Source organism: Streptomyces sp. NPDC007084, from assembly GCF_040703595.1.
GTDB lineage: Bacteria > Actinomycetota > Actinomycetes > Streptomycetales > Streptomycetaceae > Streptomyces.
Map to the genome: position 1 here is coordinate 1 of NZ_JBEYFY010000021.1, position 16470 is coordinate 16470.

The 16470-nt window shown below is 74.3% G+C and carries 15 protein-coding genes and 1 pseudogene; 8 read left to right on the forward strand and 8 right to left on the reverse strand.

What is annotated here, in order from left to right; genetic code table 11:
* The 4 genes from AB0912_RS18880 to AB0912_RS18895 all read left to right on the forward strand — a co-directional run.
* Positions 1-1801 (forward strand): non-ribosomal peptide synthetase (locus AB0912_RS18880; RefSeq protein ID WP_366701038.1); only part of this gene is annotated, 1801 nt, incomplete at its 5' end.
* A gap of 34 nt (positions 1802-1835) precedes the next feature.
* Entirely contained in the window at positions 1836-3128 is a 1293-nt protein-coding gene (locus AB0912_RS18885; RefSeq protein ID WP_366701040.1) for an MFS transporter, read from the forward strand.
* A 93-nt stretch (positions 3129-3221) separates the two neighbouring features.
* Complete coding sequence (locus tag AB0912_RS18890) at positions 3222-4199, forward strand: aspartyl/asparaginyl beta-hydroxylase domain-containing protein (protein WP_366701042.1); 978 nt, start codon at positions 3222-3224, stop codon at positions 4197-4199.
* Between the two features lie 3 nt (positions 4200-4202).
* On the forward strand, positions 4203-4940 hold the full coding sequence (locus AB0912_RS18895; protein WP_366701044.1) for a 4'-phosphopantetheinyl transferase superfamily protein: 738 nt from the start codon (positions 4203-4205) through the stop codon (positions 4938-4940).
* A gap of 32 nt (positions 4941-4972) precedes the next feature.
* On the opposite strand, the gene AB0912_RS18900 is transcribed toward AB0912_RS18895, so the two are convergent.
* From AB0912_RS18900 to AB0912_RS18915, 4 genes are all read right to left on the reverse strand, one after another.
* Positions 4973-5173, reverse strand: coding sequence for a hypothetical protein (locus AB0912_RS18900; RefSeq protein WP_366701046.1), 201 nt, complete (start codon positions 5171-5173; stop codon positions 4973-4975).
* A gap of 13 nt (positions 5174-5186) precedes the next feature.
* Positions 5187-5771, reverse strand: a complete 585-nt coding sequence (locus tag AB0912_RS18905; protein WP_366701048.1) for a helix-turn-helix domain-containing protein — start codon at positions 5769-5771, stop codon at positions 5187-5189.
* Between the two features lie 132 nt (positions 5772-5903).
* Entirely contained in the window at positions 5904-6113 is a 210-nt protein-coding gene (locus tag AB0912_RS18910; RefSeq protein ID WP_366701050.1) for a DUF397 domain-containing protein, read from the reverse strand.
* Complete coding sequence (locus tag AB0912_RS18915; protein ID WP_366701212.1) at positions 6110-6937, reverse strand: helix-turn-helix transcriptional regulator; 828 nt, start codon at positions 6935-6937, stop codon at positions 6110-6112. The genes AB0912_RS18910 and AB0912_RS18915 overlap by 4 nt, the downstream gene beginning before the upstream one ends.
* 199 nt (positions 6938-7136) lie before the next feature.
* Here AB0912_RS18915 and AB0912_RS18920 point away from each other — a divergent pair, with 199 nt between their 5' ends.
* Both AB0912_RS18920 and AB0912_RS18925 read left to right on the forward strand, forming a co-directional pair.
* Positions 7137-7613: an ATP-binding protein gene (locus tag AB0912_RS18920; RefSeq protein ID WP_366701052.1), complete on the forward strand. Its 477-nt coding sequence runs from the start codon at positions 7137-7139 to the stop codon at positions 7611-7613.
* Positions 7614-7643: 30 nt separating this feature from the next.
* Complete coding sequence (locus AB0912_RS18925) at positions 7644-8864, forward strand: hypothetical protein (protein WP_366701054.1); 1221 nt, start codon at positions 7644-7646, stop codon at positions 8862-8864.
* A 113-nt stretch (positions 8865-8977) separates the two neighbouring features.
* Here AB0912_RS18925 and AB0912_RS18930 read toward each other — a convergent pair whose 3' ends face one another.
* Together AB0912_RS18930 and AB0912_RS18935 are read right to left on the reverse strand one after the other, a co-directional pair.
* Positions 8978-11491 carry a LuxR C-terminal-related transcriptional regulator gene (locus AB0912_RS18930; RefSeq protein ID WP_366701214.1) on the reverse strand — a complete coding sequence of 838 codons (2514 nt, stop codon included), beginning with the start codon at positions 11489-11491 and terminating at the stop codon, positions 8978-8980.
* A gap of 912 nt (positions 11492-12403) precedes the next feature.
* Positions 12404-12607: pseudogene (locus tag AB0912_RS18935) on the reverse strand (ATP-binding protein); the annotation flags it as partial.
* 272 nt (positions 12608-12879) lie between these two features.
* Here AB0912_RS18935 and AB0912_RS18940 point away from each other — a divergent pair.
* A complete protein-coding gene (locus AB0912_RS18940; protein WP_366701216.1) occupies positions 12880-13494 on the forward strand; it encodes a response regulator transcription factor in 615 nt (204 codons plus the stop codon).
* 355 nt (positions 13495-13849) lie between these two features.
* On the opposite strand, the gene AB0912_RS18945 is transcribed toward AB0912_RS18940, so the two are convergent.
* Positions 13850-15172 (reverse strand): hypothetical protein, encoded by a 1323-nt coding sequence (locus AB0912_RS18945; RefSeq protein WP_366701056.1) that lies wholly within the window; start codon positions 15170-15172, stop codon positions 13850-13852.
* Between the two features lie 269 nt (positions 15173-15441).
* Complete coding sequence (locus AB0912_RS18950; protein ID WP_366701058.1) at positions 15442-15975, reverse strand: DoxX family membrane protein; 534 nt, start codon at positions 15973-15975, stop codon at positions 15442-15444.
* Between the two features lie 132 nt (positions 15976-16107).
* Here AB0912_RS18950 and AB0912_RS18955 point away from each other — a divergent pair, with 132 nt between their 5' ends.
* A complete protein-coding gene (locus AB0912_RS18955; protein ID WP_366701060.1) occupies positions 16108-16434 on the forward strand; it encodes a nuclear transport factor 2 family protein in 327 nt (108 codons plus the stop codon).
* The last annotated feature ends 36 nt before the right edge of the window (positions 16435-16470 follow it).

Consider the following 16470-nt stretch of genomic DNA (forward strand, 5'->3'; position numbering starts at 1 on the left):
CGCGGTGACGGCGTGCGTCGGAAACATGCGGAACTGGTTCAGCTCCGTGTACTGGTTCCGGGAGGCCGTCGCCCGGCACCCGTGGCGGGACGCCGTGGTGGCCGCCGACGGCACCACGGTCGCCTTCGGCACCCTCGACGGCCAGGCACGGCGGCTCGCGGCGGCCCTCGCCGGGGCCGGCGTCCGCCCCGGCGACCACGTGGGTGTCGCCCTCGGCCGGGAACCCGCCCTGGTGGCCGCCCTGCTCGCCGTCTGGCGGGCCGGCGCCGCCTACGTCCCCCTCGACCCGGCCCACCCCCGGGCCCGCCTCGACCACATGGTGGAGGACGCCGGCATCCAGGTCGTCATCTCCGCCGACCCGGCCCGCACCTGGCCCGCCGGCGTCCGCACCGTTGCCCCCGACGCGAGCGCCCTCCACCCCGTCACGGAGGTGCCGGTGCCCGCCGACGCCCCCGCCTACGTCATCTACACCTCGGGCTCGACCGGCCGCCCCAAGGGCGTCGCCGTGACCCGCGCGGCGGCCGACGGACTGGTCGCCTCCCTGGAGGAGAGCGGCTGCTACCCCGACCGCCCCGCCCGTGTGGCCTGCAACGCCAGCGTCTCCTTCGACGCCTCCGTGCAGCAGTGGGCCCGCGTCTGCCGCGGCGACACCCTGCTGCTGCTCGCCGAGGACCAGCGCGCCGACCCGGCCGCGCTCGCCGCCCACCTGCTCCGCGAGGGCGTCACCGACCTCGACGTCACCCCCTCCCACTGGTCCGTCCTGCGCGACCGGGTCGTCGAGGCCGCCGGACAACTCCCGGACGGCATACGGCTGTTCGTCGGCGGCGAGGCCATCCCCGCGCCCATGTGGCAGGACCTGGCGGACCTGCGCGCCCGGGGGACCGTCCACGCGCTCAACCTGTACGGGCCCACCGAGTGCACCGTCGACTCCACCGCCGCCCGCGTCGAGGGCGCCGAACCGCACATCGGCCCGGCCCTGCCCGGCATCGGCGCCCACGTCCTGGACGAGGACCTGCGCCCCGCGACCGAGGGCGAGCTGTATCTGACCGGTCCGGCCGTCGCGCTCGGCTACCTGCGCCGCACCGCCCTGACGGCCGAACGGTTCACCGCCTCGCCCTTCGGCCCGCCCGGCAGCCGCATGTACCGCACCGGCGACCGCGTCCGGCGCCGCCCGGACGGCGCCCTCGCCTACCTCGGCCGGGTCGACCACCAGGTCAAGGTGAACGGCCTGCGCATCGAACTCGGCGAGATCGAGGCCGTCCTGACGGACCATCCGTCCGTCGCCGCCGCGGTCGCCGTCGTACGCGACCACCCCCGGCTCGGCCGAGCCCTGGCCGCCTACTGGGTCCCCGCCCCCGGCGCGGACACCGACCCCGAGCCCCTGCGCCGCCACCTCGGCAGCCGGCTGCCCGCCCACATGGCCCAGCTCTCCCTGACCTCCCTCGCCGCCCTCCCGCTGGGCGTCGGCGGCAAGGTCGACCGCGCGGCCCTGCCCGAACCGGCCGGACAACTGGAGCGGGAGCGGGAGCGGGAGCGGGAGCAGGAACGGGGAGGGGCGGACGACGCGCCCGCCGGTGAGCTGGAGATACTGATCGCCGGCGCGTGGCAGGACGTCCTCGGCCGTGAACGGGTGCTGGCCACCGACGACTTCTTCGCCCTCGGCGGACACTCGCTGCTCGCGCTGCGCGTGATCGCCGACCTCAAGAAGCGGCGCGGGGTGGTCATCCCCACCCGCATGGTCTACCAGCATCCGCGGCTGCGCGATCTCGCCCGCGCGATAGCGGACCGCAGCGACCACTGACTGCCGCCGCTCCTTCCGGAAAGGCCCCACTCCCATGCGGACATCCGTAGCCCCCCGCGTCTCGCTGTACGGACTGCTGAGCGCCTACACGGTCTCGCTGTTCGGCACCCGGCTGACCATGATCGCGCTGCCCTGGCTGGTGCTCGTCACCTCCGGCAGCGCCTCGCAGACGGGACTCGTCGTCTTCGCCGAGGCGGTACCGCTGGTCCTCGGCAAGGCGCTCGCGGGGCCCCTGATCGACCGGTTCGGAGCCCGCAGGTTCAGCGTCTCCGCGGACCTGGCCAGCGCCGCGGTGATCGCGACCGTACCGCTGTGCCACTGGCTGGGCGTGCTGCCGTACGGGCTGCTGCTGGCGCTGTCCACGCTGCTCGGGCTGGCCCGCGGGCCCGGTGACGTGGCGAAGCGGACCCTCACCCCGGAGACCGCCGAGGCGGCCGGCATGCCGCTGGAGCGGGTGAGCGGCATGGTGGGCACCCTGGAACGGCTCGCCGGCACCGCGGGTCCCGCCGCCGGGGGCGCCGTGGTCGCCTTCTTCGACCCGGTGTGGGCGCTCGCGGTCAACGCCGTCACCTTCCTGGTCTCGTCGCTGATCATCGCCGCGACCGCGCCCCGCCGCGCCCCCGCCCCGGCGGAAGCGGCCGACGCGGCGCCCGAGGACGAGGAGCGCTACCTCGACCGGCTGCGCGCCGGGCTGCGGTTCCTGCGCCAGGACCGGCTGCTGCGGTCCATCGCCGTCATGCTCAGCGTCACCAACCTCATCGACGCCGCCTACGGCTCCCTGCTCATCCCGGTCTGGGCGAAGGAGACCGGCGGCGGCCCGGCCGCGATCGGCGCCCTCGGCTCGGTGTTCGGCATCGCCGCCGTCGGCGGCTCCGCGCTCGCCACCGCCCTCGCGCACCGGCTGCGCCGCCGGCCGACCTACGTCATCGCCTTCCTGCTGGCCGGACCGCCCCGCTTCCTGGTCCTGGCCTTCCATCTGCCGCTGTGGACGGTCCTCGCGGTCGCCGTCCTTGACGGACTGGCCATCGGGTTCGTCAACCCGATCCTCAACGCCGTGCTGATGGAGCGCATCCCGCGCCCCCTGCTGGGCCGGGTCTCCGCGCTCACCGACTCCGTGGGCTCCGCCGGCGTCCCGCTCGGGCCCATCCTCGCCGGCTTCCTCGTCAGCCTGGCCGGCCTCGGCCCCGTCCTGATCGGCTGCGCGGCCCTCTATCTCGGCAGCACCGTGCTGCCCGCCCTGCGCCCGCACTGGCGCGAACTCGACGACCGGCCACCGTCCCCCGCGGTGACCCCCGAACCCGACGACCACAAGGCCCCCGCGCCCTGAGCCCGCCCGCGCACCCCCGGCACCCGCCGAGGAGCGCGCCTTTCACGGCCCAAGAGCACACCTCCGCAGTTCACGAGAGGAAAGAGGCACATCATGAGCAGTGGCAACCTGAGCGCCGCACGCCTGAAGGGCGACTTCGACGTCGACCGGCTGCTGGCCGAACTCGCCGTCCTGGAACGCACCCAGTGGGCCGCGCAGCGCACCTACGGCGAGAGCCTCGAACCGAGTGAGGACACCGTGCTCGACTGGCGGGTGCTGCCGCTGCGCAGCCCCTCCGGCCGCGCCGACCGCACCGACCCGGGCGGCCTCGGCCTGGTCGAGTACGCCGCCACCCCCTGGCTGGAGAAGACCCCGTACATCCGGTCCATTCTGGACAGCCTGCCCACCGAACTGCGCGCGGTGCGGCTGATGTCGCTCGGCGCGGGTGCCGAGGTGGACGAGCACCGCGACCAGCCGTACGGGCTCGCGGCGGGCTGGGTGCGGCTGCACATCCCGTTCGTCACCAACCCCGAAGCCGTCCTCACCCTCGACGGGCAGCCCCACACCTGGCAGCCCGGCACCTTCTGGTTCGGCGACTTCTCCCGCCCGCACTCGGTCCGCAACGGCGGCTCCGAGCGCCGCGTCCACCTCGTCATCGACGCCTACGTCAACGCCGAGCTGCTGGAGCTGTTCCCGGCCGAGTTCCGTGACGGCGTCCGCTGGTCCGAGGTGCTCCTCAACAGCCCCGAGATCCCGCTGACCGAGGAGGAACTGGCCGAGTTCGAGGGCACGTTCGACATACCCGACGCCTTCCTCTACGGGGAGCCCGAGGAGCTGGCCGACGACAGCCGGGCCGACCGGCCGGCCCGGCTGCGGCTCGACGGGGGCCGGCTCGTCCTGGAGGTCGACGACGAGCCGCGCGCGGCGCTGGTGCACCTGGGCGAGGGCGAGTTCCGCGCCCTCGGATGGACCGCCGAGCGCACCGTGAAGGCCGAACGGGCGGACGGGGGACGGCGCTTGCGCTTCCGGATGCGCCAGGGCAGCCGTATGGAGGAGACCGTCCGCACCACCACCGCGACGGCGGCGGCCTGAGCCATGCTGTACGCCACCGGCACGCCGCGCGACCCCACACAGGTCCGCGCGTTCGACCCGGCGGCGGTCACCGGCCGGCGGCTCGCCCCGCCGACGGTGGGCGGGCCCGCGCACATCTGGCTGCTGGACGCCGAACGGCACCGCGCGGCGGTCGTGCGCGCGGCGCCCGAGGTGCTCGACGCCCGGGAACGCGCCCGGGCGGCGGCGTTGCGTGTGCCCAGGGACCGGGACTGCTATCTCGCCACCCATCTGGGGCTCCGCCTGCTGCTGGGCGCCTACCTGGGCGCGGAGCCCGCGGCGGTGCCGCTGACCCGGTGGGCGTGCCCGCTGTGCGGCGGCCCGCACGGGCGGCCCGGGGTGGCGGGGGACCCGCTGCACTACTCGCTCAGCCACAGCGGGGGGCTCGGTCTGCTCGCCTTCGCCGCCGTCCCGGTCGGCGTGGACGTGGAGGCCGTCCCCTCGCCGGCCGCGGTGTCCGAGGCCGCCGACGCCCTGCACCCGCGCGAACGCGCCGAACTCGCGCTGCTTCCCCCGTCCGCCCGCCCGCGCGCCTTCGCCCGGGCCTGGGTCAGAAAGGAGGCCTATCTCAAGGGACTTGGCGTCGGCCTCGCCGAGTCCCCGGCGTCCTGCTACGTCGGCACCGGCACCGAACCCGCCGGCACCGACCGGGACTGGCTGCTCACCGACGTCCCCGTCGGCCGGGGAGCGGCGGGCGCGGTCGCCGAGCGCGCGCCCCGGTGAGCTTGCCCCGCCTCCGTACGGCGCTCACTCCTTCAGGGGAGGGCGATCGCGGTCCTGGCGGCGGCGGGGGAGGCGGAGGCCAGCCGGAGGCCGACCTCGACCAGGGTCCAGCCGAGGCGGGTGCGCAGCGCGCGCGGGGCCCGGGCCGAGGCGGCGAGGCGGTGCTCGTCGGCCTCGGCGCGGAGCGTGGCGGCGCGGAGGTGGTGCAGGGCGAGGTGGGTCTCGGGATGCATCAGGGGTCGCCTCTCATTCCGTGGTGATGGGGAACGCGTTGGTGTGGATGCGCACGCGGGTGCCGTCGGCGGCGTCCCCGTCGCCGGCCCGGCCGCGGTACTCGTCGACGAGGGCGTGCATCCTCTCGATGAGCTGCCGGGTGAGTTCGGGCGTCAGGGCCAGCGTGGCGCTGCTCATGTCCCAGGCGGTGTTCCACTCCTCCGGCCAGTCGGCGCGACCGCCCAGCCAGGTCGACAGGTCCCGGGTCTGGCTGTTCGCGACCTCGTGCAGATACAGGTCGGCGGCGCCGCGCAGGTCCGGGCCGGCGTCGGTGAGCAGGGAGTCGTCGAAGTGCAGGCCCCGGTCGACCGCCTTCCACCAGCGCTCCCGCCCTTTGCCGCGCTCGGGGGCGTCCTCGATGAAGTGGTGGGCGGCGAGCTGGCGCAGGTGATAGCTGGTGGCACCGCTCGACTCGCCGAGTTTCTGGGCGAGTTGGGAGGCGGTGGCCGGCCCGCCGAAGCGCAGCGCGTCCAGCAGCCGCATCCGCAGCGGATGGGCGAGCCCGCGCAGGGAGCGGGCGTCGAGATTGCGGACCTGTTCGTCCGGTGGCTCTTGCATGAGTACAAAGGTAGCTATGCAAAGAAGTCCTTGCAAGGGTTTCTTTGCAACTCCGCGGTCCATTCGACCGGGATACGCGAACACCCCGCGCCCGGTGCGGAACCGGAGGCGGGGCGTCAGCTTTGTCGTACGTCAGTGATCGGCGGCAGCGTACGAGACGAAGTCGGCCCACTGCTGGGCGCTGAAGGCGAGCTGGGGGCTGTGCGTGCACTTGGAGTCCCGTACATGGAAGGTTCCCGGCGTGCAAGCGACCTCGACGCAGGCAGCTCCGTCGGGATTGCTGTGGCTGCTCTTGAGCCACTCCAGTTCGGTGCCGTCACCGGCCAGGGGCTTGACGCTCATGTCTCTCCAAGCAGTTTCTCGATGTAGGCCAGCGACTCTCGCGGTGTAAGGGCCTGGGCTCGGATGATCCCATAGCGCAGTTCGAGGATCTGGATCTCCCTGCGGTCCGAGATCAGTCGGCTGACGAGCTGGATGTCGCTGTGCCCCACGGTGGCGCCCTCCTTCAGCCGCAGCAGATGGAAGGGACCGTCGAGACCAGCGTTCTCCTCGCTGGCCATGGGCAGCACCTGGATCTCCACATTCCGCATCTGCCCGATCTGCAATAGCTGTTCGAGCTGTCGGCGCAAGACCATCTTGCCTCCGACCGGCCGACGTAGGGCAGCCTCATCATGCACGAAGTTGAATGCGGGGATCATCCCGTTTCCGTCGAGAATCCCCTGCCGCGCCAACCGTGCGGCGACAAGCCGCTCCACCTCCTCCTCCGAGAATGCCGGCCGCCGCGACCCGAACACCGCCTTCAGGTACTCCTCGGTCTGCAAGAGCCCATTGACGACGGAGTTGTCGTAGGCGCAGATCTCGACCGCCTCCCCCTCCAGCTTCGCCAGATCCCGGACCTTCTTCGGATACCGAGCCTCTTCCACGTCCTTCTTCAGTCCGGCGAGCAATCCGCCCGCGTTCAGCACCCGGTCCGCCGCGTCCAGGAACTTCGCGCTGGGTGCCCGCCGCCCCCGCTCCACCGAGGACACCTGCTCCTCGCTGTACCCGATGGCCGCCCCCAACTCGGCCTGTGTCCAGCCCTTTCGCTCCCGGCACGCCTTGAGGATCTTGCCGATCGTCCGCAGTACCGCCGCCGACTCCTCGTCGTCGGCTCCGTACGGCTCCATCCCGTCACCGCTGCGCTGCGGCGCCTGCCCCGTCACACCCACGCCCGGCCACCTCCATGTGTCGCCTGTACTCAACTCCCCGCCGCCGCCCCGCGTGACGCCGCGCCGCCCGGACAGAGCCGGGCAGCACCCGGACAGTGACGCTGCGTACCGCCGTCGTTGCTGTTCAGAGTAGGGACAGCCCACCACTCTGAGTGACATGAACGCCGATATCGCCCCCGCGAGGGCATCACGCCCTGACCCCACCCAACCCGGCACTCCCGCCCGGCACTTCACCATCCGTCTCTCCGCCACCCCGAGAGGCGCCCGTCTCGCCCGCCGCCTGACGGCCGGGCAACTCCACACCTGGGGCCGGCCCTACGACAGCGAGGCCAACCGCACCGCCGCCCTCCTCGTGTCCGAGCTGGCCACGAACGCGGCTGTGCACGGCCGGGTCAGAGGCCGGGACTTCCGCCTGCGCCTCACTCTCCACCCCGGGGACGCCACGCTCCGTATCGAACTCACGGACCCCCGCCCCGAAAGCCGCCCTCCCGCCCCTGGCGTCCTCCGCCGGCCCTCCCCGGACGAGGAGTCCGGCCGGGGCCTCCTCCTTGTCGAAGGGCTCTCCACCCACTGGGGAACCACCTGCGCGGACCCGTACACCAAAACCGTCTGGTGCGAAGTCGATCTCGCCTGACTGTCAGTGGTGTCTGCGAGCCTGAGCGTCATGACACGTACGGAATTCGGGAACCTCGCCTTCCTCTGGGGCGCGTGGACCTTCTTCGAAGCGGTGTGGATCGCAGTGCTGTGGCAGTCCCGGAGCCGGGTGCTCGGTCAGGCGGTGTATCGGGTGCCCGGCTTGAGGCGTGTCCGGCGCCGGGCGGGCGGGAAGCGCGTCGAGGTGATACTCGCGGAGCTGGCCGGGAGGGGAGTGGCGCAGGAACACCGGCCGGACAAGGACGAGTTGCTCGACCGGTGGCACCGCATCGTGGCGGGCCGGTGCGTCTCCGGGCTCCTCGCGGCGGTGCCGGTCCTCAGCGTCGTCCTTCCCTTCTGGTGGGAGACCTCGCTCGCCCGGACCATGGTGACGCCCTTCTGGATGTTCGCGGCCGGCGTCGGCTTCGGCGCCGTCTCCTTGGCCCTCGTCGCCGCCGATGAGCGGGCCGCCGCGGTCTCTGACGCGGCCGGGGTAGTCGCAGCGGAGTCGATCCGCTTTCTGGAGTTGCTGCTCGTCCCGGCCGGGCGCCGCGCGCAGGACTCGGCGCTCGACGTGCATGGCAAGCTGTTCGGGCGACTCCGCAACGCGCTGCGCGCCCAGGCCCGGCATGGCAGCCGGACGATGCCGCCCGCCGCCCGCGCACGGGTGCGGGCTACCACGGAGAGGCTGATCGCTGCACTCGACGACGCCAACCAGCGGTATCTCTTCGGTGAGGGCGCGGAGCGCGACACCGCCGTCCGTGACCTCTCGCGGCTCGTCGCCGACGTCCTGCGCCACAGCTGCCGCCCGCGCGCGGAGCGCGACAGCCTGGTGATCGTCGATCCTCGGCTCCTCGCGGACGCACCCGAATCCGACGAGGCCGAGGCCGCCCCCGAGCCGCTGCGGAGCCGGCTGCTGGCGGGGGCGGGGACGATCGCGGTGGCCGTGGGTCTCCTCGGCGGGGCGGTGGTCTTCCCGGGCGGGGGAGCCGTCTCGGAGCTACTGGCAGCCGCCGGGCTGGCAGGCGTCGCCCTGGTCTGCCCGCCGCTCCGGGAAGCTCTGCACCGCGCCCGGGAGCTTGTCCCCGGTGGTCCGTCCACCGGCGGCAACGAGCCGACGGCGACGTACGAGGAGCAGAGCCGCCACCCGGGGCCCGTCGCAGCCGCCCCCTGCCCGGACCGCGCCGGCCACTCATCTGCCACCGCGGCATCACGGCCGCTAGAAAGGGAGACGACCAGAGCTGGGCGATGACCGGGCATGACACGAGGGCCGGGGCGACGAGGGGACAGGGGCGGGCTGGAGGGCGGCAGGCAGGGGCGTACACGGGGCCGGTGACCGGTGTGGATGCGGCCGGAGGGCCCGGTTCACCTGGGGCTCGGCTCCCGTGGGTGGTCCGTGGCCGGCGCCGTCGGGCTGAGGACCCTGCCCGGGGGTGGTTCCTGCCCCAGCGCCCGCGCCAACTCCCCCCGCCCCCGCACCCCCAGCTTGCGGAAGGTACTGGTCAGATGGGTCTCGACGGTGCGGCGGGCCAGGTGGAGGAGGGTGGAGATCTCCGGGTTGGTACGGCCGTTGGCCGCGAGGGTGGCTATCCGGCGCTCGCTCGGGGTCAGGGCGTCCATCCCGGTGCGGGGGGCCGCCGCGCGGCGGGCGCCCGCCGCGCGCAGCGCCTGTTCGGCCTCGGCGTGCAGGCGGACCGCGCCCAGCCGCTCCGCGCGCTCGGCCGCCTCGCGCAGCGGCTCACGGGCCCGCGACCGCTCCCCGGCCGCGGTCAACTGGCGGCCCTGGGCGATCAGCGCGGACGGCAGCTCCGTCCCGTCGGGCGCCTGGCGCAGCAGGCGTACGGCGCGCTCCGCCAGGTCCAGACCCTGCCGGCCGCCGGTCGCCGCGCCGAGGGCGCTCAGTGAACGGCCCACCAGGCGGGGCGTGTTCCACACGGTGGCCAGCCGCAGTTCCTCCCGCGCCAGCGGGATCGCCTCCTCCGGCCGCCCCAGCGCCACCCGGCACTCCGCCGCCGCCGTGCGCCAGGGCGTCACCACCGGACTGAGCACCTCCCGCGCGGTCTGCCGCCGCCCGCACTCCAGGAAGTCGTCCAGCGCCCCTCCCGGGTCGCCGCAGGCCGCGCGCAGGACACCCCGCGCGTACAGGAACCGGTTCGACTCCCAGGTGTCGGGGGCGTCCCGCAGCGCGAAGCCGTCGGCCAGGGCGGCGGCCTCGCGGGTGTGGCCCCGGTCCACCAGCGCGAGTACGGCCAGCGCGTCCTGGTTGCCCGGCGCGCGTCCGGCGGGGCCGGCGGCGGGGCGGGGGCCCGCGGCGAGGAAGCCGTGCGTGCCGCGGGCGGCCGCGATGTCCGCCCGTACGTTCAGCAGGGCCGCGTGCATCGGGTGCAGCAGCGACGCGCTCTGCCCCGCCAGGCCCCGTTCCACCAAGCGTTCCGCCTCGTCGAGTTCGTCGGCCCACTGGGCGACGGCCGCCGCCGTGCCGAGCAGGAACGGCTCGCCGAGCGGGTCCGAGGGCTCCTCCAGCAGGGCGCGGACGCGGCGCAGGGCCGCGCGCGCCGACGTCAGGCCCGCCGTCGACTCGTAGCGCACCAGCAGCGCCCGGCCCGCCGCGCCGACCAGGTGAGGGCAGCGTTCGGCGTTCTCGCGGAGCCAGCGGTACATCTCCCGCCGGACGTCCGGGTCGTGGTCCGACAGCAGCGCCGAGGCGGTGCGCACCGTGCGGACCAGGTCCGGATGGTCGCCCAACTGCCCGTCCAGGGACCGCAGTACGTCGATCGCCGCCCGCGTCTCACCCTGCCCGGTCAGCGCCGTGCCGAGCGCCACCGCCGCCCGCACCCGGTCCCGTGGCGTGCCCGGCAGCCGTACGGCCTCGGCGAGCCGGGACAGGCCGACGGCCGGCCGGACCGTCGCGAACTCCAGCGAGCCCAGCTCGGTGAGGACCGCGGAGCGCCGTCCGGGCGTCAGGGGTTCCTCCAGGGCCCGGCGCAGGAAGGCCGGCGCGTCCCCGGTCCTGCCCTCGCGGACCGCGGCCGACGCGGCGTCCAGCAGCGTGCCGGCCGCCCACGCGGCGCCGATCGCGGGCGTCCGCAGCACATGCCGGGCCACCGTCTCCGCCGGGTCGCCACGCCGCAGCAGCGCCTCCGCCGCCCGGCGGTGGGCCTCCTGCCGCCTCACCCCGGGCCAGCCGCTCAACACGGCGTCGCGCAGCAGGGGATGGGCGAAGTCGGGGTGCCCCTCGGGGGAGGGGCGCAGTACTCCCAGCCGGGTCATCGACATCAGCCAGCCGGGCACCCGTGCGGGGTCCGCGTCCGCCATCGCCGCCAGCAACTCCGCGTCCGCGTCCGGTACTTGACCCGGCGAGTCCGCCGTCGCGAGCGCCAGCGAACGGGCCACCTCGGCGGTCGCCCGGCCCGCGCAGTCCAGCCACCACGACACGGCAGCCGGGTACGCGCCCGGATACAGGGCCGCGCAGGTCGCCGGGACCGGAACGGGTCCCGTCGCGCCGGGAACCGTCGCGCGCAGGTCGTCCAGGAGGGCGTGCAGCAGCAGCGGGTTGCCCGCGCAGGCCCGCACACAGTCGTCCACCCAGGTGTCCGGGAGCGGCCCGTCGAAGGCCGAACGGACCAGCGCCCGCGCCGAGTCGGCGCTCAGCGGGGCCAGGGTGTGGGTGCGGACGAGGTCGGGCGGGAGCGCGTGCGCCAGCCCGGGGCCGGGCGGGTCGACGTCGTACTGCGTCCGCTCGGTGACCACCAGCAGTACCGGCAGCCGGTCGATCCGCCGGGCCGCGTCCACCAGCCATCGCCGGGAGTGTTCGTCGGCGCGGTGGACGTCGTCCACCGCCACCAGCAGCGGCGCGTCGCCCGCGTGCGCCAGCAGCATCCGCCACAGCCGCGCCGCCGAACGGTCGTGATCGCCGTCGGGGCCGTGGTCGTGTCCGTGGTCGTGTCCGTGGCCACGGACGTGGTCACGACCATGGTCACGAACGTGGTCACGGCCGTGGTCGTGCTCGCAGGAGGGGGCGTGGGTGGCGGGCCGCGGTGCGAAGGACGCCGCCGCGCCGCCGAGAGCGCTCCCGGGGGCCGCCCAGGTGTGCGTTCCGCTTCCGGGCCAGGGGGCAGCCCCGTCGCCCGTCGCGGTGCCCGCGCCGCTCCGCGCGCCGGGGGCCCCGGAACGCGCTCCGGGCCCGGGGACCTCGCCGCTTCCCGGCCAGGGTCCGGCTCCGTCTTCCGTGCCGGTTCCCGTCCGGGTGTCCCTTCCGCTTCCGGGCCAGGGGGCAGCCCCGTCGCCCGTCGCGGTGCCCGCGCCGCTCCGCGCGCCGGGGGCCCAGGGGTGCGCTCCGGGTTCCGGCCTGGGGATCTCGCCGCCTTCGGACGAGGGGTCGGCCCTGTTTCCCGCGCCGGTTCCCGTCCCGGGAGCCCCGGGACGCGTTCCGCCTGGCGGCCAGAGGTCGGCCACGTCTCCCGTGCCGGTTCCCGTCCGGGTGTCCCTTCCGCTTCCGGGCCCGGGGACCCCGCCGCTTCCCGGCCAGGGTCCGGCTCCGTCTTCCGTGCCGGTTCCCGTCCAGGTATCCGTTCCGCCTCCCGGCCACGGGCCGCCCCCGTCGCTCGCCCCGGTACCCGCGCCGCCCCCCGCATCCGGCCCCCGCTCGTCCGCCGGCCCCCGCTCCTCAGCCGGTCCCCGCTCCTCAGCTGGTCCCCGCTCGCCCACCGGCCCCCGCTCCTCCGCCGGCTGCCACAGTGCCTCCCGGTCCAGGGACAGCAGGTGGAGTACGGCGGCGAAGGGCGCGTTCGTGCCGGGGGAGCAGCGGGCCCGCAGTACCCGCATTCCGTGTGCCTCGCCGTGGCGGGCGGCGGCCTCCAGGAGGGCGGTGCGGCCGGTGCCGGTGGCGCCCGTGAGCAGCAGGAGACGGCCGGTGCCGCTCCGGGCCCGCGCGGCCTCGGCGGCCACCAGCTCCAGCGCGTCCCCGCGTTCGCGAAGCGGTCCGCGTACGGACATCACTGCCTCCCGCAGTCGTGGATCCGCTGACGCCGATCTCGTGGTGTCTCTCGTGGTGCTCCACGATTGTGCGGACCTCTGTTGGCACACGAGTGTGATTTCAGCCCTCTGTCACCGACCCCACATCGACGGAGGGCACGTTGACTCGGGAGCATCGGTTGCACAGTTCAGCCCGGACGACAGAACCGCCCTCACCGCCGGACCTCGCCCCGCCCCCGCCATCCGCACCCGAACCGGGCACCGAGAACGGCCTCGCGGGCACGGCCCGCCGTATCCCCGTCGTGGTGCACACCGCGGACCCCATCTCCAGGGCCGGGGCGCTGAGCCAGTTGCGCGGCAACCCGCTGATCGAGCTGCGCGGCGAACGCGAGGCCGGCCCCGACACCGTGGCGGTGCTCATCAGCGAGACGCCCGACCCCACCACCCTCGCGCGGCTGCGCCGGCTGGTCCGCGGGGAAGGCGCCCGTGCCGTGCTGGTGGTGAGCGCCGTACGGGAGGCCGAACTCCTCGACGTCATCGCCTGCGGCGCCGGCGCCGTCGTCTGGCGCCACGAGGCCACCGCACAGCGGCTGTCACAGGCCGTGCTCGCCGCCGCGCGCGGCGACGGGGACCTGCCCGCCGACCTGCTCGGACGGCTGCTGAGCCAGGTGGGCACCTTGCAGCGCTCGGCGGCCGGCCACTCCGGGGCGCCGGTGTCGGGGCTCACGCCGAGGGAGGTCGACGTGCTGCGCCTGGTGGCGGAGGGGCTCGACACCGCCGAGATCGCGAGCAAGCTGTCGTACTCGGAACGCACCGTCAAGAACGTCATGCACGGGCTCACCACCCGCTTGCACCTGCGCAACCGCGCGCACGCCGTGGCCCACGCCCTGCGGGAGGGCTACATCTGACCGGCGGGGCACCCGCGTTGCCCGAACGGGCAACGGCGCCGCTCCCGGACGGCCGATCGGGCACCGGGAGCCGGCTCGCGGACACGACGGGACACCCGGCCGGTCCGCGCGTGCCGCCGGCCGCCCCACGCCGCGAGGGACGCGGCCCGTCCCCCCCTCCCACCTCGGAGAACGGCTGAAATCCGCCCCACGGCAGGCCCCCGCATCCCGCGCCCGCCGGGCAGACGCGACCGGCTCCGGACGCGCCTGTGCCCCCGCGGTACGGGGGCACAGGTACGTCCGGGCAGTACGCGGGCTCACGGCCGACCCGTGTCAACATGCTTGCGGTACACGGCCGTTGCCCGTCCGGTCACCGTCAGTTGGTGACCGTGAACCAGGTCGCCCGGGACTTCTTCCACTCCGCGTGGTCGAGGTCCTTGGCCTCGGTGCCGTCGCCGTACAGGTCCGCCGAACCGTCGTCGGTGATGAGCTGGGCGCGGGCGCCGGGCACGCCGAGGTCGGGGACGTCGACGACCGCCTCCCAGCCGCCCGGGTCCGAGGTCGGCAGGTCGAGACGCTTGACCGGCGCGTGCGCCGCGTTGCCGTCCCAGGAGTACAGGGCGTACGGGTCGGTGTTGTCGTCCGCCGCCCACGAACCGGCCACGATCAGGTACTGGTTGGCCGCGTTCTTGCGGATGTCACGTATCGCGAGGCCGCCGAGGTCCAGCTCGATCGGCGTCCCGAACGTCGCCTTCGAACCGCTGCTCAGCACCTTGTCGAAGTTGGTGACCGGCACGATCAGCGCCTTGCCGCCGGGCACCGCCGGGGCGAGCGGCGCGCGGAAACCGAGGTAGGCGGTGGTGGCCGAGTCCGGCGCGAACTCCAGGCCCTCCACGTTGAACCCGTCGATCTGCTTGGGCACCTGGCCGTCCGCCGTACCCCGCGCGAAGCCGTAACGGTCGCCGTTCGCCTTGTCCCAGGCGACGAGATCGTCCCGCAGTTTCTTGTACGAGCGCCCGTAGGCGAGGTCGGTCGAGGCGCCGGAGCCGGTCACCGTCGTGGTGAAGACGGTGTTGCGGTCGGCCTTGTACTTGCCGTCCTTGTTGTTGCCGAGCGAGCCCGTCCAGTAGATCGTGTCGCCGACCCGCGTGGCGCCCTCGATGTCGATCTCCTTGGACACGCCCGCCTTGGAGCCGAAGTCCCAGGTCCTGACCGGCGCACCCGAGGCCGAACGGTCGTACAGCCGCAGCGTGTTGGACTCGTCGTCCGCCACGACCACGTAACCGCCGCCTACGTCGACGGCCGCGGACGCGTCGCTCGAACCGGTGAAGTACCGCGTCTGCGCCGGGAGTTGCACGGAGGCGGAGGCGGCGTAGTGCAGCGTCTTGGTGACCTTCTTGCCGTCCACGCCGGTGACCTGGAGGGTGAGGTCGGTGTAGCCCTGGGCCCGGGCGGCGACCGTGACCGTACGGGTGGCGCCCGTCCCGGTGACCGTGACGTCCCCGGTGTTCGCCACCGCCGTCTTGCTGCTCTTGGTGACCGTGACGGCGAGCGCGCCGGCGTCGGCCCCGCTCTGCGCGACGGTCACGTTCACGGTCGGATCGGCGGTCGCGCCCACCGCGCCCGACAGATACGTGGCCGACAGGGACAGGCTCGGCGTGCCGTAACTCGCCGCGTGTGCCTGGCTTCCCAGCCCCATGGCCGTGAGCGTCAGCACACCGCCGAGCACGGCGGTCGTCCGACGGCCTCTGGGGAAAACGTTGTCCTGCACGGGGGCCCTTTCGTCGACGCGATGTCGAGGAGAAGGCTGTGCGGCGTCCGCCAACTTCCGGCGACGTACCCCTGACCGGGGGGTGAACAGCTCCGGTCGCGGTGGACGTGACCGGCGCACTGACCTGGGGAAGGCCGTGTGAGCGGGGTGCCTACTCCTCCTGCACTGACCTGGGGAAGGCCGTGCGAGCGAGGTGCCTACCCCTCCTGCTCGTCCTGCCGGGCCTTGCGGAGCCGGTTGTGGCGGGCGCCGATGGTGACCGCGGTGACCGCCGCGCTCACCCCGAGCGCGGCCGGCACCATCCAGTTCCGGTTCACCGTGTCGCCCAGTACGTGGTCCAGGGACAGCCGGCCGGGGCCCGCCACCGCGAGGCTCACCGCGGCGAGGCCGAGCGTCGCCGGGTACTCGAAGCCGCCGCTCTGCGCGAAGAACCCGTTCGGGAAGTGCACCGCCGCCGCGCCGGCCATCGCCCCGGCCGCCGCCGCACCGGCCGCGGGGGTCGCCAGACCGAGGGCGAGGAGGGTACCGCCGCCCGCCTCGGCGAGGCCGGCCGCGGTGGCGCTGGCCTTGCCGGGGGAGTAGCCCATGGACTCCATGGCCGCTCCGGTCCCCTCGAGGCCGCCGCCGCCGAACCAGCCGAACAGCTTCTGCGCTCCGTGCGCGGCCAGTGCGCCGCCCGCGCTCAGACGGAGCAGCAGCAGTCCCAGATCACGCCGGTCGAAACAGGTCACGGTGACTCCCAGTGCAGACAACGGCCACGGTCCCCTCCCGGGTCTCCACCGTCGCACCGATCACACGTGCCCGGAGGGTGCGCGCGGCCGTTCGGGTGGCGGGCCCCGGGGACCGGTGTGAGTCTGCTTGCCATGACGATTCAGGTAGCGAAACTCAGCGATCCGGCCGTCCGTGCCTTCGTCACCGCCGTGAACGCCCACGACCGTGACGCGTTCCAGGCGGCCCTCGCACCCGGCGCCACCATGTCCGACGACGGCTCCGACCGGGACGTCGCCGACTGGACCGAGCGCGAGGTCTTCTCCTCCCGGGGCCACATGGACGTCGACAACGAGTCCGACGGCGGCCGTTCCCTCGTCGTGCGGTACCGCAACGACACCTGGGGCGAGATGAAGACCAAGTGGACCTTCACCGTGGACGACGCGGGCAAGATCAGCCGCTTCGAAACGGGCCAGGCCTAGACGTACGGGCCGCCCGAGGACCGGAGCCGAGACGCG

Coding starts and splice junctions, on each gene's coding strand:
- AB0912_RS18930 (WP_366701214.1), bottom strand. CDS start 11,491: ATGCTGCTGGCGCACGCGGGCGACGCGCCGCTGCTGGTGGCGGTGGAC.
- AB0912_RS18915 (WP_366701212.1), bottom strand. CDS start 6,937: ATGGAGCCGTACGGAGCCGACGACGAGGAGTCGGCGGCGGTACTGCGG.
- AB0912_RS18895 (WP_366701044.1), top strand. CDS start 4,203: ATGCTGTACGCCACCGGCACGCCGCGCGACCCCACACAGGTCCGCGCG.
- AB0912_RS18910 (WP_366701050.1), bottom strand. CDS start 6,113: ATGAGCGTCAAGCCCCTGGCCGGTGACGGCACCGAACTGGAGTGGCTC.
- AB0912_RS18925 (WP_366701054.1), top strand. CDS start 7,644: ATGACACGTACGGAATTCGGGAACCTCGCCTTCCTCTGGGGCGCGTGG.
- AB0912_RS18955 (WP_366701060.1), top strand. CDS start 16,108: ATGACGATTCAGGTAGCGAAACTCAGCGATCCGGCCGTCCGTGCCTTC.
- AB0912_RS18885 (WP_366701040.1), top strand. CDS start 1,836: ATGCGGACATCCGTAGCCCCCCGCGTCTCGCTGTACGGACTGCTGAGC.
- AB0912_RS18890 (WP_366701042.1), top strand. CDS start 3,222: ATGAGCAGTGGCAACCTGAGCGCCGCACGCCTGAAGGGCGACTTCGAC.
- AB0912_RS18920 (WP_366701052.1), top strand. CDS start 7,137: ATGAACGCCGATATCGCCCCCGCGAGGGCATCACGCCCTGACCCCACC.
- AB0912_RS18905 (WP_366701048.1), bottom strand. CDS start 5,771: ATGCAAGAGCCACCGGACGAACAGGTCCGCAATCTCGACGCCCGCTCC.
- AB0912_RS18945 (WP_366701056.1), bottom strand. CDS start 15,172: ATGGGGCTGGGAAGCCAGGCACACGCGGCGAGTTACGGCACGCCGAGC.
- AB0912_RS18900 (WP_366701046.1), bottom strand. CDS start 5,173: ATGCATCCCGAGACCCACCTCGCCCTGCACCACCTCCGCGCCGCCACG.